The organism is Tropicimonas marinistellae, assembly GCF_001509585.1.
Classification (GTDB): Bacteria; Pseudomonadota; Alphaproteobacteria; order Rhodobacterales; family Rhodobacteraceae; genus Tropicimonas; species Tropicimonas marinistellae.
The window spans coordinates 208,892-229,537 of record NZ_LNCI01000006.1; the positions used below are offsets into that span (position 1 = coordinate 208,892).

Here is a 20,646-nt window from a genome sequence, read left to right on the forward strand (position 1 = left end):
CTAGTTCCTTTGAGCGCGTTTGGTGTCTCCGGCCTCTGGCCAGAGTGCATGGAAATGATGAGTCGGGCCATGACCGTGTCCGATATCGAGCCCATCTGCAGCGGCAATCGCCCCTGTCAGCCATTGCTTAACCGTGCGAACGGCATTGGCGATCGGTTGCCCCTTGGCCAGTTCGGCGGCGAGAGCGGAGGATAGGGTACAACCCGTGCCGTGTGTGTTTCGCGTCTCCACCCGTTGCCCGTCGATCCAGATCGTCGCGTGTTCCGTGACCAGCAGATCGGGGCTCTGCCTGCTCTCCAGGTGCCCGCCCTTGAGCAACACGGCCTTCGGCCCGAGCGCCAGAAGCGCCTGGGCCTGCGCCTCCATCCCAGCCCGGTTGTCAGCCGTATCATCTTCAAGAAGCGCGGCTGCCTCAGGCAAGTTGGGCGTCAGGACATGTGCGCGGGGCAACAGCCTCTCGCGGAGGGCCGCCACCGCATCTGCGGGCAGCAACGGATGCCCGCCTTTGGCGACCATGACCGGGTCAAGCACGACCGGTCCCGAGAAACGTTCCAATGCGCCGGCAACTGCACCGGCAATCCCGGCATTCGCAATCATGCCGATCTTGATCGAGTCGACCCGTATGTCGTCGAGGACGGCTCGGATCTGCGCCGCAACGAATTCCGGCGGCACCACGTGCACACCGGAGACACCCGTCGTGTTCTGTGCCGTCAGCGCCGTGACTGCCGCCATGCCATACACGCCGCGCGCGGAGAATGCCTTGAGATCGGCCTGGATACCGGCACCGCCGGATGGGTCGGACCCGGCGATCGAGAGGGTAGTCGCGGCACTCATGATCGGGCATCCTCGACCGCTCGCACGAGGCCACGTGCGGCGGCTGTCGGATCGGGTCGACCACATACGGCGGAAACGACGGCGAGCCCTTTCGCGCCCGTCCCGAGGACGTCAACAGCATGCGCGGCCGTTAGCCCGCCGATGGCGACGGCAGGCCGCGCACATTGCGCGACGATCCGCGCCAAACCCGCGATGCCCACCGGTACCGCATGGTCTGGCTTCGTCGCCGTGCCAAAAACCGGACCGGCCCCGATGTAGTCGACAATGTCCACATCAACCACACGTGCCTGGTCTTCGGTCTCAACCGAAAGTCCAAGGATCATATCCGGCCCGATCCGGGCGCGCGCCTCACTGGCCGGAATATCCCCCTGCCCCACATGCACCGCGTCGGCGCCAAGCGCCACGGCGGCATCTACATCGTCGTTCACCACCAGGCTCGCGCCACTGCCCGCAAGGGTCTCCTGCAGCGCCCGGCCGACCGCTACACGCTCTGCGGTGCTCGCCATCTTGTGACGCAATTGCACTGTGCGCATCCCGCCCGCGACCGCCGCCCGCGCCGTCTCGACCATACCGAGCGGTTGGCATAGCACGGGGTCGAGCACCAGGTAGGCCGAGAGATCCAGCATTTGCCTCATGCTGCCTCCACGCGGTCGTCGCCAATGGCCGTCGCATCCACCGCCGCCAATGCGTCGAGAAATGCGGGTGCAAAGCTGCCTGGTCCGTTCGCTGCGGTCGCGGCCCGCTCTCCGGCAGCAGCGAAATGCGCCAACGCCCCGATGGTCGCCTCGAATGGGTCCGCAACGGCCGCAGCATACGCACCGGTAAGACAGGTCAACGCGCAGCCGGTTGCCGTGACCTGGGGCATCAACGCCGATCCGCCTCGCACATGTGCGCCGCGCACACCGTCGGTCACGAAATCGACCTCGCCGGTCACGGCAACAATCGACCCCGCGCGGGTGGCCAAATCGCACGCCGCCGCCTCCGCGGCCGCGACGCTATCCCCGGCATCCACGCCCTTGCCGGCGCTCTCCTGACCGGCGATTGCCAGGATCTCGGATGCATTGCCGCGAACGATGGTCGGGCGCATCTGCATGAGTTTGGAGGTCGCCTCGCGCCGCAATCCCGTGGCGAAACAAGCTACCGGATCCAGGACCCAGGGCGTGTCCGTCTTGCCCGCAACCGCGGCGGCTTCCACCATTCCAGCGACCCATCGCGGGCTCAGCGTGCCGATATTGATTGTCAGGGCGGCGGCAATGGCGGCGAATTCGCCGGATTCCTCGACGTCATGAACCATGGCCGGCGCCGCGCCCGCGGCGAGCAGCACATTGGCTGCGAAATTCATCGCAACGTAATTTGTGATGCACTGAACCAGCGGCGCTGCAGCACGCATGCTCTCGAGGGATTGGGAAGGATTGGTCAATGTCTGCCTCCGTCAGCGGAGGTCTGGCGGGTATCGGAAGGTCTCGGCCCGTCCTGTCCCCGACTCCCTCCGCCAGCATCATCTGGTTCAGGTTCAAAGGGTGCTTCTCAGACCGCGATCGCGGACGCCCCTGTCGATGGAGCGGGACATAATCAGGTTGTTCGGAGATTGTCACGCTTTTTTCGACGCCACTGAAAAGCGGTGTCAGCCACGCCTCTTCTGTCCGGAAATATCCTCGCCGAAGGCACGATCCCTCACCGAGGGATCGTTCGCGTGGCGACGCGGATCAGGAAATCTCACGCCAGCGCCATCGCCGGCACGTCGCCCTCTACGATAAGGTCGGCGGTGGTCGCCTCGCGGACCTGGGCGACCGAGGCGTCCGGACCCAACTCACGAAGGACGAGTCCCGCCTCCGTCGGTTCGATCACCGCCAGTTCGGATACGATCAGGCTCACGCGGCGCCGCGCGGTAAGTGGCAGCGTGCATTCCGGCACAATCTTCGGACGCCCCTTCGCGGTGTGCACCATCGCGACTATCACCCGCTTGGCGCCGGCGACGAGATCCATCGCACCGCCCATGCCCGGCACCATCTTGCCCGGAACCATCCAGTTTGCGAGATAGCCACGTTCGTCCACCTGCAAACCGCCCAGAACCGTCATGTCCAGGTGCCCGCCACGGATCAGGCCGAACGACATCGCCGAGTCGATCGAAGCCGCGCCCGGCACGGCGGTAACGAAGCCTCCGCCGGCATCGGTCAGATCTGCATCCTCCATCCCCTCCGGCGGCCGCGCACCAAGCCCGATCACGCCATTCTCGGCCTGGAAGAAGATATCCACATCCTCTGGCAGGTAGTTCGCCACCATGCTTGGCAGACCGATCCCAAGATTCACCAGCATGTCGGTTTTCACTTCGAGCGCGACCCGGCGCGCGATGATTTCCTTGGCGTCCATCTCAGTGTCCCCGCTCCAGAAGGTAATCGACAAGCACCCCCGGCGTCTTGACCGCATCAGGCGGAATCGCCCCAACCGGCAGTATCGTTTGCGGCTCCGCGATAACCGTGTCGGCGGCAAGTGCCATGATCGGATTGAAGTTATGCGCGGTCAGCGAGTATTCGAGGTTGCCTTTGTAGTCGGCCGCTTTCGCAGCGATCAACGCGAAATCAGCCTTGATCGGCTTTTCCAGGAGGTAGTCCTTGCCGTCGATTTCGATCACCCGTTTCCCTTCCTGCACCAGGGTCCCAACACCCGTCGCGGTGAGCACGCCCCCCAGTCCAACGCCTGCTGCCCGAATGCGCTCGACCAACGTGCCTTGCGGCACCAGTTCGACATCTATCTCTCCAGCGATCATCTTGGCCTGAGTTTCCGGATTCAGCCCTATGTGGCTGACGATCGCGCGCGCGACGAGGCCCGCAGTTACCAGCTTGCCAATTCCGGTACCGGGCATTGCAGTGTCGTTCGCGACAATCGTGAAGCCACCGACACCCCGCGCCACCAACCCGTCGATCAGGCGATGAGGGGACCCAACACCCATAAAACCGCCGATATGCAGCACGGCCCCTTCAGGGATCAGCGCAGCCGCGTCCTCAACCTTCGTTGCGGTCTTCATCCACCGTTCCTCCCGTGCCGACCCTTTCCCAGCAATCACGCGACGAATAACGGCGCGATGCAACGAAAGAATGTCACACGTGACGTCCTGCATGCGCTGCAATCATTGCCTGCTGCGACGATTATTAATCCCGGAGCGGCCCGGGTCGCCGTTCAAAACGCAATTGCCTGAGTTTCACGCAACGACAATCCCGCCAAGCCGCACAAAAGAAACCAAGCGTCAGCTTTAAGAGGGGATCGTGACACTACACATGATCGCAGTAGCCGCACGGTTGCAACTGATGTCTTAGAGAATGCGGAAAGGGAATTGGATCGCCTGTGCACATCCTGTACGCCGAAACGCCGGATTCGATCAGGGTCGCCGCGCGCGCCGACGTCGGCATATTTCCCTATCGCATTACCCCGAACGGGTGACAAAGGAGTGTATGCGCGCGCTCGTCCAGTATCTCTAGACGATTTGGGAGCGGCACTCCTCCGCTGCGCCGAGCATGGCAACACGCACCCGTCAATGGCCGCACGCAAAGACGCTAGGCCTGGAACACCCCTTCGTAGGTTTGCCGAAGCAGTTTCTTCTGCACTTTCCCCATCGAGTTGCGCGGGAGCTCCGGCACGATCACGTAGTGCCTCGGCTGCTTGAACCGGGCCAGTTTGCCGCCGATCTCCGCCTCGATTTCCAGCACGTCGAGTTTTGCTCCGGGTTCCGGTACCAGGACGGCAACAACGCTCTCTCCCAGATCGGGGTGTGGCGCCCCGATTACCGCGCTTTCCAGAACGCCGGGTTGCTCATCGAGTGCCTGTTCCACATCCACTGGATACACATTGAAGCCGCCGGAAATAATCAGATCCTTGCTACGGCCGACAATCGTCACGTAGCCGTCGTCTGACTGCACGCCCAGGTCGCCGGTTATGAAGAACCCGTCCGCTCGCAGTTCCTCCGCCGTCTTGTCCGGCATCCGCCAGTATCCCTGGAACACATTAGGCCCGCGAACCTCAATCATCCCTACCTTGCCCGCCTTTACCGGAACGCCGGTGTCCGGGTCCGCGATCTTCAGATCCACACCGGGAAGAGGCAGTCCGACCGTGCCCGCGCGCCTGTCCCCGTCGTAGGGGTTGGAGGTGTTCATATTGGTTTCGGTCATACCGTAACGTTCCAGTATTCGGTGACCGGTACGCGCCTCGAACGCCTTGTGGGTCTCCGGCAGCAGCGGTGCAGATCCCGACACGAACAACCGCATCCCTTCGCAACGTTCCCGGGTGAACGTCGGGCTGTCGAGCAAGCGTGTGTAGAACGTCGGCACCCCCATCATCGCCGTAGCGGTCGGTAACGCATCCAGAACCGCATCGAGATCGAACCGCGGCAGGTAGATCATCGCACCGCCCGAAAGCAGCATGATGTTGGTGGCCACGAAAAGCCCGTGGGTGTGAAAAATCGGCAAGGCGTGGATCAGCACGTCCTCTGCAGAGAAACGCCAGTAGTCTTTAAGGACGACGGTATTGGACAGCAGGTTGCCCTGGCTCAACATCGCGCCCTTGGACAGCCCGGTCGTTCCGGATGTGTAGAGCAGTGCCGCAAGATCGTCCTCGCTCCGGTCCGCCGGTTCGAAGTGCTCTGGCTGATCATCCGCCATATCAGCGAAACTACCGCTGCCGTCAGCTTCGAGCGTCTCGTAGCGAACACCGAGCTGGTCGCAGTCGCCATGCAACTCCTCGCGCGAATCTGCTCTTCCTATTACCAGCTGCGCCCCCGAATTGGAGATGAAGTAGCTTACCTCGTGCGGTGTGTAGCCAGTATTGAGCGGAAGAAAGACGACGCCCGACATGACGCAGGCAGCATAGACGGCCAACGCCTCGGGCGACTTGTCCACCTGCGCCGCCAACCGATCCCCCGGTCGCAACCCTGCATCATGCAGCGCGTGGGCAAAGCGCGATGCCATCCTCAGAAACGCCTTGTGGGTCAGCGCCGAGTCTTCCGGGAGAATTAGGAATGGCGCGTCGTTGTCCAGATTCGGAGCGAACAGAGCTTCATACATGGGGTTTGGCATGTGCGGGCCCTCGGCAAATACAGCTTCGGCACACCTACCCCCCCGCTGCGGCAAAGGGCAAGCGGGCGTTCGCACCACTCGCCGGGTCTGATCGCCGCGCCAAGCGCCTGTAACAGGAATACGGGCGTCTGTTCATCGTCGCACAAGATGCCGCTACGTCATCTCTCCACTGCGCAGGCAAGCGCGGATCTTGGGCTTCACCCGCTCGCTCGCTGGTTCCGGAAGCCCGTGTGAATAACTTTCGTCGACCGATTTCCTTGGAGTTGGCGATTTCCGACTTGTCGTGAGCGAAACACACCGCGACATTTTCCCCGGGAACAATCTGCCGCAGATATCCTCTGTAATCGCCTGAAATAACTACAATTTTTACCCGACCGCGTTTTCGTCCGGCCACATTGGTCTACATCGGCGTTCACCAAGCAGAGGAAGCGCACGCGAAATCAGCGCGCAGGGCTGTGGATAAGTTTGTGGAGTCTCAAACGTCCGCAAGGCAAACGACGCGCCGCGCTGCGGCATGTTGCAAAACTGCCGCAACGGGTGGCATTCGGCTTAATCCTGGGTCAGATGCAGACGCGGCAACGCCCGCATCAAGGGCAAGAAATCTGCCATTTCCGGACCACGCTGCCGGCCGGTCAGCGCCTTGCGCAGCGGCATGAAGAGCCCCTTCCCCTTACGCCCGGTCGCGTTCTTCACCTCAGCGGTCCACTTTGCCCAGGTGGTTTCGTCGAATGGCAATGCCGGCAACATCGCCATCGCCGTCCGGACGAATTCCGCATCGTCCTCCGCCACCAAGGGCTCTGCCCCTTCCGCAAGAACCTGCCACCAATCGGCCAGTTCGCTCCTCGTACCGATGTTGTCTCGAATGACGGTCCAGAAACGCTCTGCCACCTCCACGGGTACGCCGATTGAAGCAATCTGGTCGGCGACCGCGTCGAACGGGAGACCGTGCAAGTATCGCGCCGTCAGTGGCCACAGATCATCGGCGTCGAACTTCGTCGGCGCAGCCCCGAAATGTGTCAGCTCGAACCCGTCGATCAGTTCCTGGTGGGACGAGCGCAACTCCACCGGATCGGACGAGCCGAGACGTGCCATGAGCGAAAGGAGCGCCAACGGCTCGACTCCCCGTGCACGCAGGTCGCGCAGCGCAAGCGTGCCAAGGCGCTTGGACAGTGCCTCGCCCTGCGGGCCGGTCAACAGCGAATGGTGGGCAAAGCTCGGAACCGATCCGCCGAGCGCCTCGATGATCTGAATCTGGGTGGCGGTGTTCGTTACGTGATCGGAGCCGCGCACGACATCGGTAATCCCCATCTCCGTATCGTCCACCACCGAAGCCAGGGTGTAGAGCACCTGCCCGTCGCCCCGGATCAGCACAGGGTCGGAAACGGAGGCTGCGTCAATCGACGTATCTCCCAGAATTCCGTCGGTCCACTCGATCCGGGCGTGGTTCAACAGGAAACGCCAGTGGCCGGATCGTTCGGCACGGAATGCCGCCTTCTCTTCCTTCGACAATGCCAGCGCCGCCCGGTCATAGACAGGCGGTTTTCCCATGTTCAGTTGCTTCTTGCGTTTCAGGTCCAGCTCGGTCGGCGTCTCGAAGCACTCGTAGAACCGGTCCTTTTCGCGCAGCGCATCGGCGGCCGCCGCATAGCGGTCCAGTCGCGAGGATTGCGTTTCGACGCGGTCCCAGGTCAGCCCCAGCCATTCCAGATCTTCCTTGATGGCATCGGCATACTCGGGCTTCGAACGCTCCGGATCGGTATCGTCCAGCCGCAGGATGAACGTACCGCCGGCCTTGCGCGCGATCAGCCAGTTGAACAGTGCAGTGCGCAGATTGCCCACATGCAGGTATCCGGTGGGCGACGGGGCGAAACGTGTGACGGTCATTCGTGCTCTCCTGTTCCGCGCCCTCTTCCACAGGGAAGCGATCTTGTCCATACCATAGGCAACGAAGTCGAGGAACACGCATGGACTGGACTGCCGCGACGGCTCCGAGCCTTTACGACATTGCGCTGCTTGCCGAAGAAACCCGGAAAGCCCTGCCGCAGCCCTTTGACTACCCGGCACGGTCGGTGGTGATTCAGGTCGAGGAACTCGCCGACCAGGAAATGCTCGCCGAATTGGAGATCGACGATCCTTACGAGTTGACCGGCCTCTACGACGGCATTCCACTGACCGAACGCTCCGTGATGGACCAACCCGAACAGCCCGATATTATCTGGCTTTTCCGACGTGCTATTCTGGAAGAATGGGCCGAACGCGGTGACGTCACGCTCGCGGAATTGGTCAACAACGTGGTCATTCACGAATTCGCCCACCATTTCGGATGGTCCGACAAGGATATCGCACGTATTGATCAATGGTGGGAGTGAATTGGTTCAACGTCACCTCGCACGAGGTCACGAAAACTTTTGAACCGGCACGGCGGCAAGTCCGTACTCTTGGGTACATTGTCGAAAACCCAAAGAGGAACGTGCCATGCCCCTTTCCCTGACCCGTCGCCAAGCACTGGCGGCAACCGCCGCCGCGCCACTCGTCGCTGCGCCGCTGCCTGCCTTGGCGCAGGATGCACCCATGACGGGCCCGACGAGCAAGGCGAGAACGTTCAAGGTGGGCGACATGACCGTGACCACGCTGCTGGCCGGCACCGCGGCGCGGGATGAGCCGCAGACGATTTTTGGCCTGAACGTGGACCCGGATGAATTCGCCGCCGTCAGCGAAGCGAACTTCATCGGCACGGACATGGCGCAATTTTATTTCACGCCGACCGTCGTTCGCACGGGTGGCAACACTATCCTGTTTGACACGGGGTTGAATCCCGACGCCATCACCGCCGCGCTGGCGGAAGCCGGGCTTTCGCCCGACGATATCACCCATGTCGTTTTGACCCATATGCACGGCGACCACATCGGTGGCCTAATGACGGAAAGCACGCCGACGTTCTCCAATGCGGCGTATGTGACAGGTCAGGCCGAATTCGACCATTGGGCTGCCGCCGGCAACGAGGGTTTCGACGCAAAGGTGAAGCCTTTGGCGGAAAAGATGAGCTTTCTAGGCGATGGCGACGCTGTGGCGTCGGGCGTCACCGCGATGGCAGCGTTCGGCCACACGCCGGGGCACATGACCTACATGCTCGAAAGCGGCGGCGCGCAACTGCTGTTGGCCGCTGATCTTGCCAATCACTACGTCTGGTCACTGGCCTATCCCGACTGGGAAGTGCGTTTCGACATGGACAAGGCGGCTGCCGCGGCCAGTCGGCGCAAGATTCTCGGCATGCTGGCAGCCGACAGGGTTCCGGTCGTCGGCTACCACCTGCCCTTCCCGGCCGCCGGCTTTGTGGAGACCCGCGACGATGGCTTCCGTTTCGTGCCGGTGAGCTATCAGATGATGGGCTGACAATTGCACCGTCCGGCCCTTACGAGGGCTGGACGGGCCACTTCTTGCCAAGGTCCGCAAGTCCCGCGAGGATCAACTCCTCCAGCACGCCGGTGTCGATATCCGCGAGCTTGTTGATGTACAGGCACGACCGGCCCTTGCGATGCTTCCCGAGGCGAGCCAGCAGCGGCTCAAAATCGGCGTAACCGGGCATGATGTAGATCACGAGATTCGCTTTCCGCGGCGCGAACCCCGTTGCAAGGGACGATCCGGTCCGGCCGCTCTCATACCGGTAGTCGTAGCGACCGAACCCGATGATCGACGGTCCCCACATCACAGGACGAAACCCCGTAACGCGCTGGAACAATGAGAGCAATTCCGTCGCATCGGCACGTCGGCTCGCGGGTTCGACCGCGGCGACATAGGCCTCGGCAGACACGTCCGTTGGCACGGTTTTGACATCCGCCATATTGCCCTCGCACAATCCAATGTGCTTAGAGAATAGCCGAATTGCGCCCCGCGCGGAATTCCAGCGCCAATTTCGGTTGCATCAACGCGCTGAATGCGCAGTGTTGGCGCAAACAAGCCTGAAGGGAGAGGCACCCGTGTCGGAAATCCTCACGATCACCCTGAACCCTGCCCTCGACATGAACACCGAGACCGACAAGGTCGACCCGGATGTCAAGCTGCGCTGCACCGAACCGCAGGTCGACCCCGGCGGAGGGGGTATCAACGTTGCGCGCGCCATCAAGCACATGGGCGGCGAGGCCACGGCGATCGTCGCGATCGGAGGCCACAACGGAAACCGCCTCCTGGAACTCCTCATGGAAGAAGGCATCCCCACGATGCCGATTCCCGCACCTGGCGAAACCCGCGCAAGCGTGGTGGTGAACTGCAAGGACACCGGGCTGCAATACCGTTTCATGCTGCCCGGGCCGCCCTGGCAGGAGGAGCATGTGAAGAAGGCGATCCAGACGACCCGGGCGCATGCGCCGAAGGGCGGTCTGATCATTCTGTCGGGAAGCCAGCCGCCCGGTGTACCGCTGGAGTTTGAAGAGGCGCTGTCGGCCGCGATCACGGACGCCGGCGCGCGCCTCGTCGTCGACACCTCCGGCCCTGCCCTGCGGAAAATCGTCGAAGACCACAAGTCGCCGCCGTTCCTGCTTCGCGCGGACGACGAGGAAGCCGAGGGGCTGGCCGGTCGCAAGCTCGATGCGCCGGCCGACACGGCCGCGTTCTCAAAAAGCCTCATCGACAAGGGCGTCGCCCAGAACATCATTTTCGCCCGCGGGTCCGAAGGGTCTGTTCTGACAACCCCGGAAGGCTCGTGGCTCGCCACTGCTGCCAAAGTCGAGGTCGTCTCCAAGGTCGGAGCGGGCGATAGTTACGTGGGGGGCTTCACACTGAGCCTGGCGCGTGGAAACTCCATTCAAGAGGCCGCCCGTTGGGGCGCTGCAGCGGCATCCGCCGCCGTGACCACCGAAGCGACGCAGCTATGTCGCGGCGAGGATGTCGAGCGCTTGCTGCCACAATGCGAGTTGATCGAACTCTGACGCCATGAACGTCACGATCTATCACAATCCGGCCTGCAGCAAGTCGCGCGATGTGCTGCGCGTCATCGAATCTGCGGGCTACCGCCCGCAGATCGTCGAGTATGTGGAAACGGGCTGGGAACGTGACCAGCTCGATCGGTTGCTGAAAGCGGCGGGACTGACACCCAAGGAAGCGCTGCGCCGCGGAAAGGGGCCGGCCCGAGACCTCGGCCTGCTGGAAGCGGATGTCAGCGACGCGGAGATCTTCGAAGCCATGCTCGAGCGGCCGAACCTCGTCGAACGCCCGATCGTGGAAACCGACCGGGGCACCCGGCTTTGCCGGCCGGTGGGCGTCGTTCTCGACCTTCTGGACGCGTGGCCGGATGCCCCCTTCGCGAAACTCAACGGCAAGATACTGATCGACGCGCAGGGCCTGCCGGTTCCCGGCGCCTGATCCTACGATCTACGTCTCCAGTCGTCATCGAGCGCCAGCTTGCGTTCAACCGTCGCCGGGATGGACATACACCTCATTGACGACGCGGCGAGTTGTCGGATCGACTGTCAGCAAGACCTCGCTTCCATCGGGATCATATGCTGCCAAGCGCCCCGTTTCCGCATCCGTGACGCGCACTTCGCGGTATCCCGCGTTAAGCAGTTTCGCATTCATTCCGTCATAGAAGATCGATGGCATCGAATAGTCGAGATCGTTCGCCGAGGCACCTTGCGCCGCGACAATGACGATCACCATCAAGCCATAAGAATTTCTGCGGATATTCATTGTGTCCTCCCCCAAAAAGCACTTTTGGCACCACGGCAAGGCGCAACAAAAAACGTGTGAGGCGCACGAAACACGCCCCTTCATTCCGCACCAAACACGCGGCAATCGAGTTATTTCGGAGACCGCTGACACCCTTCAGCGGACTTACGTAGGGTAACATAACAGGGCCTGAGTCGGCTAGAGATCTCGCGGCATGACAGCCACGCAACTCACCGGCAGACGGCGATCCGGACCCCTAGTCGGTATCGTCGTTGTAGACGCGGATGTAGCGACCACCGACCTCGATCCCAACGAATTCCTGCACGAAGGCGCGACACAGACGCTGGCCGAAGGCAACCACAGCATCACTGTCATCGGTGCGGATTCGGGCGAGCAGGATCTTCCGCAGCTTACCGTCGAAGGTCGCATGTGCCTCGTGAATCGCTGCGGACGGAAAAAAGATCGCCGCCTCCTGCGCCAGCTTCTGAATGTCAGCTCCCGTCAGCCACCGAAGCTGGGTGTTCGGCAGGTAAACGAGATGCACTTTCTGACCGATCTCCACATCGAGGTGCCGCAATGCCTCCTGCCGACCCTCCACGTTCATCGGCGCGTCGTTGCGGATGGCACGTTCTGCCTCCTCCGCCGTCTCGTCAAAGAGCGCCTCCAGGGACGCACTCGCACCGCGCCCGGCATCGATGAGCGCCCGACAGGACTCGAGATATCCGAGCTTGCGCTCGATGTCCCATCCGGCAGGTGCGGAGACGGCAACGGCCCGCAGGTTGGATATGACGTCCGCCGTCTTGACGATCCGCGAATCCGCCGGCTTGTGCGCCTGCGCCGATATACGCCGCGCTCTACGCTCCGGCTTGGACAGAGACATGTCGTCGGTGTTTTCAACCACCATTCGCGCGACCCGTGCCCCAAACAACTCGGCAAGCGTTGCCTCGCTCACGTCCGCATCTTCGATCGTGTCGTGCAGCAATGCCGCGATCATGATTTCCACATCGGCCGGCTCTCCCGCCCTCGCGACCAGATCCATGACTTCGATCAGATGATTGATGTATGGCTCCTGCGCTGCTCCCTTGCGCCTCTGGTTACGGTGCGCCTCGGCGGCAAAGGCAAGGGCGCGCGACAGGGAGAGTAGCTCGTTGGACATGGACAACCTGTGTCGGGAGTGGGTGGCAATACCGCGCTCAGAGGTAGAAGACAGACGCGACCGTGAAGAAGATGAGAACGCCAAAGACGTCGTTGGAAGTTGTGATGAAGATACCCGTCGCAACCGCGGGGTCCAGATTCAGTGTCTTGAGCACCAATGGGATCAGCGCACCAAAGGTCCCCGCGATCATCGTGACAAGGGTCATTGATATCAGGCATGTAACGACGAGATGTGCCGTGTCCTGAATGTCGACAAATAGCGACGCCAAGAGGATGAGAAAGGACACGACAATCCCGACAATGGCGCCATTGACCGCCGAAGCGAGCATTTCGCGCCCCAAGCGCGGCAGAATGTCACCATTCCATCGTGCACCCCGGCCCAGAGCCTGGATCGACATGGTCGACGCCTGAATACCGACATTGCCGGCCGTTGCCATCACGACGGGAATGAAGCTGGCGAGGATCGCGGCTTCGATCAGCGCATCTTCGTAGGTTCCGATCACCATGGCGGCAACCGACGCCCCCACAAGACCGGCGAGTATCCAGGGCAGGCGTCGACGGACAATTTGCAGCGGCGTGTCGAATTCCGTCGCTTCCGGAGAGACACCGCCCATGAGTAGCATGTCTTCCTCGGCCTCTTCGGACGCGATCTGGTGCAGCTCTTGCGGCGTGATCCCTCCCAGCAGCCGGCCGGACGAATCGACCACGGCGATATTGTGGATGCGCATTTCCTTTGCCAGCTTCAGCACATCCTCCTGGTCGGTCTCGGCATTCACGACAACGGGGTCGGTACGCACAATCGCGGCAATTGGCGTGTCATCGGGGTTCATCAACAAGTCGCGACGCCGCACCACGCCCTTCAGTGTCTGGCGGTCATCTACGACGTACACCCTCTCCAAACGTTCGATCTCGTCTGCATTCGCCCGGATGTTGGCGATCACTTCTCCCACCGTACCGCTTTGCCGTGCCGTCAATAGACCACGGCGCATGTGGGCGGCGGCATGATCTTCGTGCACCGCCAGCGCATCGCGCAGCACATCGGCAAAGGGATGACCCTCCAGCAGGTCCGCAGCGTAGTCGTCCGGCAATTCGTCCAGCAAGGGGAACGCCTCGTCGGCGTCCATGTTCTCGATGAGTTTTCGGAAGGTGCTCTTCGTCTCTTCCTGCGCAAGCACCGCGTGCAGCCGCGGGTCGAGTTCAGCCAACACGCCGATGCCGAGTTCGTCGGGCATCCAGTGCAGGAGCTTTCGCGCGTATTTCGTCCGCATACCAACGAAGAGCGCAAGTGTGTCCGCCGGCGGCCAGCGGCGGATCGCCGCCAGCACTCTCCGCATCTCGTCCTGCTTTATGAGTCGCTCGATCTGCTTGACGGTGGCCTTGTTGGCCAGCCGAGCAGCGTCGGTGCCAGAATTATCCCATTGGCGCAGTGCATTTGTGCCGGTCACAGTCGCGTCGCCTCTTCAGTTCGTCAGTGCGGATTCCGGCGAATTCCGAATGTCCCGGCCATTCGCGTCGACATGTCCTAGCGACGTCAAATGACCTCGGCGTGACGATACCCGCGCGTCACGCGCCGCGATTGCTGTAGCCAGTAGGGTCGCGCCAGCGGTTTACGATTGGATAGCGGCGGTCGAGCCAGAACGCACGCATTGTCAACCGCGCGCCCGGCGCGGACTGGAATCGCTTGTACTCGCTGATGTAGAGCAAGTGCTCCACCCGGCGGACGTCAGCGATGTCGAAACCCTCGGCAAGTATTTCACCAATGCTCGCCTCCTCGTCGACCAGCATCTCCAGGATCCGGTCCAATACCGGGTAGGGCGGCAGACTATCCTCGTCCTTCTGATCTTCGCGCAACTCCGCAGACGGCGGTTTTTCGATCACGCGGGGAGGAATGACAGTGCCGGCCGGCCCTTTCATCCAGTCGCGATGGTTTGCGTTGCGCCAGCGGCAGGTCTCGAACACGCGCATCTTGTAGAGATCCTTGATCGGATTGTAGCCGCCCGACATGTCGCCGTAGATCGTGGCGTAGCCGACCGCGACCTCGGACTTGTTCCCAGTCGTCAGCAGCATCTCTCCGAACTTGTTGCTGAGCGCCATGAGCAGCAACCCGCGCAGGCGCGACTGGACATTCTCTTCGGTCACATCTGGCTGTGTGCCCGCGAAGAGCGGTGCGAGTGCGTCGGTCACGGCCGCGCGCGGGCCCGAGATGGGCACGGTATCCAGTCGACAGCCAAGAGCCCTCGCGACCCCCTCGGCATCCTCCAGCGACTCCGGCGCGGTATATTCCGATGGCAGCATGACGCAGCGAACATTCTCGGGTCCGATGGCATCCGAGGCGATCGCAGCCACGAGCGCAGAATCAACACCACCAGACAACCCAAGGAGGACATTTGAAAATCCAGATTTTCGGAGATAGTCGCGCAGGCTTTCCACCATCACGCGATAATCCTGCTCCCAATCGTCGGGCAGATGCGCCATTTCTCCCGGCTCGGCATGCCAGCCATTCTCGTCCTCGACGAAATCCACATGCGCGATCGCCTCTTCGAACACCGGCAATTGCAGTGCCAGTTCACCGTGAGGATTGAGCACGAACGACCCGCCGTCGAACACCTGGTCGTCCTGCCCGCCAACCATGTTGAGATAGACCAGCGGGAGCCCGGTCTCGACCACCCGGCTGACCATATGGGTCATGCGAATACCGCGCTTGCCTCGAAAATAGGGCGACCCGTTGGGAACCAGGAGCATCTCCGCCCCGGTCTCTGCGAGCGTCTCGCATACGTCGCCGTGCCAGGCGTCCTCGCAGATCGGCGTGCCAATGCGGAGCGGTCCCAGCCGGTAGGGGCCGGTCACATCCCCGGAAGCGAAATATCGCTTCTCATCGAAGACATTGAAGTTCGGCAAATGGTGCTTGACGACCTGCGCGAGGACCTTCCCGTCCTTGAGAATGACATAGATGTTGAAAAGCTCTGCACCCTCGAACCAAGGCAGACCGATCCCGAGTGCTGGTCCGTCGGCGCAATCTGCCGCCAGTTCCTCCATGACATGCTGGCAATCGCCGACGAAGGCCGGTTTCATCACCAGATCCTGCGGCTGATACCCTGGCAGAAACATCTCCGGCAACGCCACCATGTCGGCACCGGCCGCTTTCGCCTGCGCCCAGGCATCCCGCGCCTTCGCAGCGTTGCCGCGCAGGTCGCCCACCGTCGGGTTCAACTGGGCCAGCGTCAGTCGGAATCGGGTCATTGGTGCGCTCCTCGTGTCGGCCCCCGCCGGGGACCCCGGCCCTCTTAGCAGATGCACCGGCGCATGGAAGCCGATGGTAGCAAAAGGCGTTGCCCAAGAACGGGGTGCAAACTAGTGTTGCGCACCGAACGAACAATTCCGCACCCCGGCCCCGCCGAGAAGAGCATTCATGACCCGACAGGCGAATTCGACATTCCTGACCGCATTGCTGGCGGCCACCCTTTTCACCGCATTTCCCGTCACGGCCCAGCTGTCCGACGTTGAAACGAAGCAATACGACAACGGCGGCGTATACGAAGGCACATTCAAGGACGGGCTTCAGCATGGCACGGGCACCTACCGGTTGCCCAACGGCTACGAGTATTCCGGCGATTGGGTCGATGGCGAAATCCTCGGACAGGGAATCGCGCGGTTCCCGGACGGGTCCGTGTACGAGGGCAGCTTTGCCAAGGGCAAACCGCACGGTCAGGGCAAGATCACCTTCGCTGACGGCGGCACCTACGAGGGCGAATGGGTCGAGAACGAAATGACGGGAAAGGGCGTGGCGAACTACGCGAACGGCGTGCGCTACGAAGGGGATTTCGTGAACGCCCTGCATGACGGGATTGGCACGATGACGGCGCCCACGGGCTACACCTACGAAGGCGAATGGGTTGCCGGCGTCAAGGAAGGCGCCGGCAAGATCACCTACCCCAATGGCGCGATCTACGAGGGCAACCTCAGCCGCGGGCTGCGTTCCGGTCAGGGCAAACTGACAATGGTGGACGGCCTCGTCTACGAAGGGTCATGGAAAGACGGCCAAATCAACGGGTTCGGCACCCTGACGCAATCCAACGGCGACGTTTACGAAGGGCTGCTCGTCAACGGCCAGCGCGAGGGAACCGGAAAGGTCACCTACGCGAACGGCGACATCTACGAAGGCGAGTTCCACGAAGACCGACGCCACGGCGAGGGCACATTCACCGGCACCGATGGCTATGTCTATGTGGGCGCTTGGTCCAACGGCAAGATCGAGGGGGAAGGCACGGTCGTCTACCCCGACGGGTCGGTCTACGAAGGCGCTTTCCGCGACGATCAGCCGAACGGTAAAGGCAAGATCACCTATCCCGACGGCAATACCTACGAAGGCGATTGGGTCGATAGTGTCATCGAGGGCCAGGGGGTTGCCCGCTACGCCGATGGGCAAGTCTACGAAGGTGCGTTCAAGGATGCCCGCTACGACGGGTATGGCGTCATGACCTACCCGGATGGCTACGTCTATGAAGGCGGCTGGGTCGCCGGCACCCGCCACGGTCAGGGAAAGGCGACCTACACGGACGGCAGTATCTACGAGGGCGAGTTCCGGGACGGACAGCGCACAGGTACAGGCACCCTCACGGCGCCGAGCGGTTTCGTCTACACCGGCGAGTGGCGCAACGGCGAGATGCAGGGCGAGGGTCTCGCGACCTATGTCAACGGAGACACCTACGAGGGCATGTTCGTTGCCGGCATGCCGCAGGGCGAAGGGCTCATGCGGTATTCCACCGGAGAGGTTCGTGCGGGCGAGTGGGAAAAGGGCGACCTTGTGAAATCCGACCCCGAAGCAGCCGCGCGGGCCGCAACTGATCAAGAGACTCAACCGGACACTGCGTCTGAATCCGCCCCTGACACCTCCGGAAACGCCCTTGACACGCAGGACGAAGCCAATGCCGGCGTCCCGGAGGAAGCGGCAGACACCGCAACGCCCGAAACCGTGACCGAGTGAGCCTCGCCTGGGTACGATCAGCGCATTATCGCGGGCGCTGCGGCAAGACATACCAATCGGATCAGTCGGTTGCAGGCTTGTGCTTATGCAATATCGTCCGCACTGAGTAGAGCGCACGCCCGGAGATCACATGTCTGAATTGACGATCTTCCACATCCCAGTTTGTCCGTTCTCGCAGCGCGTGGAGATTCTCCTCGCGCTCAAGGGGATGACGGAGCGTGTGAGGTTCCAAGTCGTCGACGTGACCAAACCGCGACCGGATTGGCTGCTGGAGAAAACTGGCGGAACGACGACTCTCCCCATCCTCGAGACGCCAGATGGCAAGGTACTCAAGGAAAGCCTCGTTATTCTTCGATATATCGAGGAACTGTGGCCGGCGCCCGGGATCGCCCGCGATGACCCCTACGAGCGCGCAATCGAACGCATGCTGATCGCACGGGAAGCCGCATTCACGGACACCGGGTATCGCATGGTCATGAACCAGGATCCGGCACAAAGGGACGCCTACCGCGCACAGATGGACTCGCACTTTGTCGGCATTTCCCGCTTCCTGGAGCGCCACGCCTGCGGAGATCCATACCTTTTCGAACATTTCGGGCTTGCGGAGGTCGTCTTCACGCCGATCTTCATGCGGTTCTGGTTTCTGGAGCACTACGAAGGCTATTCACCTCCCACCGGACCGGAGGCGGCACGGGCGCGACGCTGGCATGACGCTTGCATCGCCCACCCCTCCGCGCAGCAGGTCACGTATCGCGAGATCGTGACACTCTACTACGACTACGCGTTCGGTGCGGGCAACGGCGCGTTGTTGCCTGGCCGGTCGCGTTCTAGCTTCGCGTTCGATCCGGCATGGCGCACGCGACCGATACCACCACGTGGCAAATTCATGCCGGCGGCCAGCGACGCCGACCTGGGGCTGCTCTGAGCGACAATTGGGCCTTCCCTTTCGGCGCCGGAGCCGTATAGTCGCGCCCATGACGATCAACCGGCATATCGCTCAGCCCTCCGCCTTTGCGCGGACGCTGCCGCTTGCCGGCCTCCTCCTTCTCCTTAGCCGCCTCTGAGCGTGCCATTCGGCGCGACCGCTCAGAGGGCATGGTGACCGCGCCAGAGGATTGAAGGACATCAAGGAAAAGACCCATGACGAACAGCCAAGACCGCGTGTTGATTTTCGACACGACCCTGCGTGACGGCGAGCAGAGCCCTGGCGCAACCATGACCCATGACGAGAAGCTGGAGATCGCCCAGCTGCTCGACGAGATGGGTGTGGACATTATCGAGGCCGGATTCCCCATTGCCTCCGAAGGCGATTTCGAGGCGGTGCGCGACATTGCCGATGTCACGAAAAGTGCCGTGATCTGCGGATTGGCGCGCGCCAATTTCAAGGATATCGACCGCTGCTGGGAGGCGGTGCGCCATTCCGAGCGGCCGCGTATCCACACGTTCATCGGCACGTCCGAACTGCACCGCGCCATCCCGAACCTGACGATGGACGAGATGGCGGACCGGATCCACGAGACGGTCACCCACGCCCGCAACCTCTGCGACAATGTGCAGTGGTCGCCGATGGATGCCACGCGGACCGAGCATGACTACCTGTGCCGCGTGGTCGAGATTGCCATCAAGGCGGGTGCCACGACCATCAACATCCCCGACACCGTCGGCTACACCGCGCCGCGGGAGAGCGCGGACCTGATCCGGATGCTGATCGAGCGGGTGCCCGGCGCCGACGAGATCACCTTCGCCACGCACTGCCACAACGACCTCGGCATGGCAACGGCCAACGCGCTGGCAGCGGTGGAGGCGGGCGCGCGGCAAATCGAATGCACGATCAACGGGCTGGGCGAGCGTGCCGGGAATACCGCGCTGGAAGAGGTGGTCATGGCTATGAAAGTCCGCCATGACATCATGCCCTACCATACCGGTATCGACACGCGGAAGATCATGAACATCTCCCGCCGGGTCGCGGACGTGTCCGGTTTCCAGGTGCAGTTCAACAAGGCGGTCGTGGGCAAGAACGCCTTCGCGCACGAGAGCGGCATTCACCAGGACGGGATGCTGAAGAACCCGCAGAACTTCGAGATCATGCGTCCCGAGGACGTGGGCCTCAGCGCGACCAACCTGGTGATGGGCAAGCATTCCGGCCGCGCCGCGCTGCGCGCCAAGCTGCATGACCTGGGCTACGACCTGGGCGACAACCAGCTGAAGGACGTGTTTGTCCGCTTCAAGGAACTCGCCGACCGCAAGAAGGAGGTCTACGACGACGACCTGATCGCCCTGATGCGGGATGCCGGCTCGGAAGTGGACGAGAAGCTGAAGGTGAAGTTCCTGAGGGTCATCTGCGGCACGCAGGCGCCGCAATCGGCCGACCTGACGATGACCGTCGACGGGGTGGATCACATGGTCTCCGCCATGGGCGACGGGCCGGTGGATGCGACCTTCAACGCGGTGAAGCAGATCTTCCCGCACAACGCGCATCTGAAGCTCTACCAGGTTCATGCGGTGACGCGCGGGACCGACGCGCAGGCAACCGTGACGGTGCGGCTGGAGGAAGACGGGCGGATCGTCACCGGGCAGGCGGCGGACACCGACACGGTCGTGGCCTCGGCCAAGGCCTACGTGGCGGCGCTCAACCGGCTGATCGTGCGCCGGGCGAAGACCGGGACCGACGAGAAGGAAATCAGCTACCGCGACGTGGTGAACTGATCCGCACAGGCGGCGGAGGGAGATGTCTCACGATGAGACATCTCCCCAAGTCCACGATTTCAACGGGTTAGCGGGACGGATTTAGGAGTCGTTAAGATTCCAGGCCGTCCGGGGTGCCGGTTTGGCACCGTTGAACGGGCGGCTGGGCGCGCGCCGTAACGGTTTCGACCGGACCATACTGCCCGAGGCTCGAACCGCCGGCCGCTGTTTCGCATCCGAGGGGTTGGTGTCGCAAGACCG

The 20,646-nt window shown here is 62.3% G+C and carries 19 protein-coding genes and 1 riboswitch; of the genes, 7 read left to right on the plus strand and 12 right to left on the minus strand.

Features of this window, described 5'->3' with window-relative positions:
• From thiD to gltX, 7 genes are all read right to left on the minus strand, one after another.
• Entirely contained in the window at positions 1–834 is an 834-nt protein-coding gene (thiD, locus tag ARC39_RS14295; RefSeq protein WP_068115496.1) for a bifunctional hydroxymethylpyrimidine kinase/phosphomethylpyrimidine kinase, read from the minus strand.
• Positions 831–1,460 carry a thiamine phosphate synthase gene (gene thiE, locus ARC39_RS14300; protein WP_438273267.1) on the minus strand — a complete coding sequence of 210 codons (630 nt, stop codon included), beginning with the start codon at positions 1,458–1,460 and terminating at the stop codon, positions 831–833. The genes thiD and thiE overlap by 4 nt, the downstream gene beginning before the upstream one ends.
• Positions 1,461–1,465: 5 nt before the next feature.
• On the minus strand, positions 1,466–2,254 hold the full coding sequence (thiM, locus tag ARC39_RS14305) for a hydroxyethylthiazole kinase (protein ID WP_078059268.1): 789 nt from the start codon (positions 2,252–2,254) through the stop codon (positions 1,466–1,468).
• A 47-nt stretch (positions 2,255–2,301) separates the two neighbouring features.
• Positions 2,302–2,396: riboswitch (TPP riboswitch) on the minus strand.
• 154 nt (positions 2,397–2,550) lie between these two features.
• On the minus strand, positions 2,551–3,204 hold the full coding sequence (locus ARC39_RS14310; RefSeq protein ID WP_068115499.1) for a 3-oxoacid CoA-transferase subunit B: 654 nt from the start codon (positions 3,202–3,204) through the stop codon (positions 2,551–2,553).
• 1 nt (position 3,205) lies between these two features.
• Entirely contained in the window at positions 3,206–3,859 is a 654-nt protein-coding gene (locus ARC39_RS14315; RefSeq protein ID WP_068115500.1) for a 3-oxoacid CoA-transferase subunit A, read from the minus strand.
• A 526-nt stretch (positions 3,860–4,385) separates the two neighbouring features.
• A complete protein-coding gene (locus tag ARC39_RS14320) occupies positions 4,386–5,900 on the minus strand; it encodes a malonate--CoA ligase (protein ID WP_068115501.1) in 1,515 nt (504 codons plus the stop codon).
• Between the two features lie 549 nt (positions 5,901–6,449).
• A complete protein-coding gene (gene gltX / locus ARC39_RS14325) occupies positions 6,450–7,784 on the minus strand; it encodes a glutamate--tRNA ligase (protein ID WP_068115502.1) in 1,335 nt (444 codons plus the stop codon).
• Positions 7,785–7,864: 80 nt separating this feature from the next.
• Here gltX and ARC39_RS14330 point away from each other — a divergent pair, with 80 nt between their 5' ends.
• Both ARC39_RS14330 and ARC39_RS14335 read left to right on the plus strand, forming a co-directional pair.
• Positions 7,865–8,269: a metallopeptidase family protein gene (locus ARC39_RS14330; protein WP_068115503.1), complete on the plus strand. Its 405-nt coding sequence runs from the start codon at positions 7,865–7,867 to the stop codon at positions 8,267–8,269.
• A gap of 106 nt (positions 8,270–8,375) precedes the next feature.
• Entirely contained in the window at positions 8,376–9,293 is a 918-nt protein-coding gene (locus tag ARC39_RS14335; RefSeq protein ID WP_068115504.1) for an MBL fold metallo-hydrolase, read from the plus strand.
• A 19-nt stretch (positions 9,294–9,312) separates the two neighbouring features.
• On the opposite strand, the gene ARC39_RS14340 is transcribed toward ARC39_RS14335, so the two are convergent.
• Positions 9,313–9,741, minus strand: a complete 429-nt coding sequence (locus tag ARC39_RS14340; protein WP_068115505.1) for a DUF1801 domain-containing protein — start codon at positions 9,739–9,741, stop codon at positions 9,313–9,315.
• A gap of 136 nt (positions 9,742–9,877) precedes the next feature.
• On the opposite strand from ARC39_RS14340, the gene ARC39_RS14345 reads away from it, so the two are divergent.
• Positions 9,878–10,825, plus strand: coding sequence for a 1-phosphofructokinase family hexose kinase (locus ARC39_RS14345; RefSeq protein ID WP_068115506.1), 948 nt, complete (start codon positions 9,878–9,880; stop codon positions 10,823–10,825).
• Positions 10,826–10,829: 4 nt separating this feature from the next.
• Positions 10,830–11,258 (plus strand): arsenate reductase (glutaredoxin), encoded by a 429-nt coding sequence (gene arsC, locus ARC39_RS14350; protein ID WP_068115507.1) that lies wholly within the window; start codon positions 10,830–10,832, stop codon positions 11,256–11,258.
• 45 nt (positions 11,259–11,303) lie between these two features.
• On the opposite strand, the gene ARC39_RS14355 is transcribed toward arsC, so the two are convergent.
• The 4 genes from ARC39_RS14355 to ARC39_RS14370 all read right to left on the minus strand — a co-directional run bounded on the left by ARC39_RS14355 (position 11,304) and on the right by ARC39_RS14370 (position 15,956).
• On the minus strand, positions 11,304–11,582 hold the full coding sequence (locus ARC39_RS14355; protein WP_068115508.1) for a hypothetical protein: 279 nt from the start codon (positions 11,580–11,582) through the stop codon (positions 11,304–11,306).
• Between the two features lie 235 nt (positions 11,583–11,817).
• Complete coding sequence (locus ARC39_RS25340) at positions 11,818–12,717, minus strand: HD domain-containing protein (RefSeq protein ID WP_078059270.1); 900 nt, start codon at positions 12,715–12,717, stop codon at positions 11,818–11,820.
• Positions 12,718–12,754: 37 nt separating this feature from the next.
• On the minus strand, positions 12,755–14,161 hold the full coding sequence (gene mgtE / locus ARC39_RS14365) for a magnesium transporter (protein ID WP_068115509.1): 1,407 nt from the start codon (positions 14,159–14,161) through the stop codon (positions 12,755–12,757).
• A gap of 118 nt (positions 14,162–14,279) precedes the next feature.
• Positions 14,280–15,956 carry an NAD+ synthase gene (locus ARC39_RS14370; protein ID WP_068115510.1) on the minus strand — a complete coding sequence of 559 codons (1,677 nt, stop codon included), beginning with the start codon at positions 15,954–15,956 and terminating at the stop codon, positions 14,280–14,282.
• Between the two features lie 169 nt (positions 15,957–16,125).
• Between ARC39_RS14370 and ARC39_RS14375 the strand changes: the two genes are divergently transcribed.
• The 3 genes from ARC39_RS14375 to ARC39_RS14385 all read left to right on the plus strand — a co-directional run bounded on the left by ARC39_RS14375 (position 16,126) and on the right by ARC39_RS14385 (position 20,406).
• Positions 16,126–17,700 (plus strand): MORN repeat-containing protein, encoded by a 1,575-nt coding sequence (locus ARC39_RS14375; protein WP_078059271.1) that lies wholly within the window; start codon positions 16,126–16,128, stop codon positions 17,698–17,700.
• A 130-nt stretch (positions 17,701–17,830) separates the two neighbouring features.
• A complete protein-coding gene (locus tag ARC39_RS14380) occupies positions 17,831–18,625 on the plus strand; it encodes a glutathione S-transferase family protein (protein WP_078059272.1) in 795 nt (264 codons plus the stop codon).
• Positions 18,626–18,840: 215 nt separating this feature from the next.
• Positions 18,841–20,406, plus strand: a complete 1,566-nt coding sequence (locus tag ARC39_RS14385; RefSeq protein ID WP_068115511.1) for a 2-isopropylmalate synthase — start codon at positions 18,841–18,843, stop codon at positions 20,404–20,406.
• The last annotated feature ends 240 nt before the right edge of the window (positions 20,407–20,646 follow it).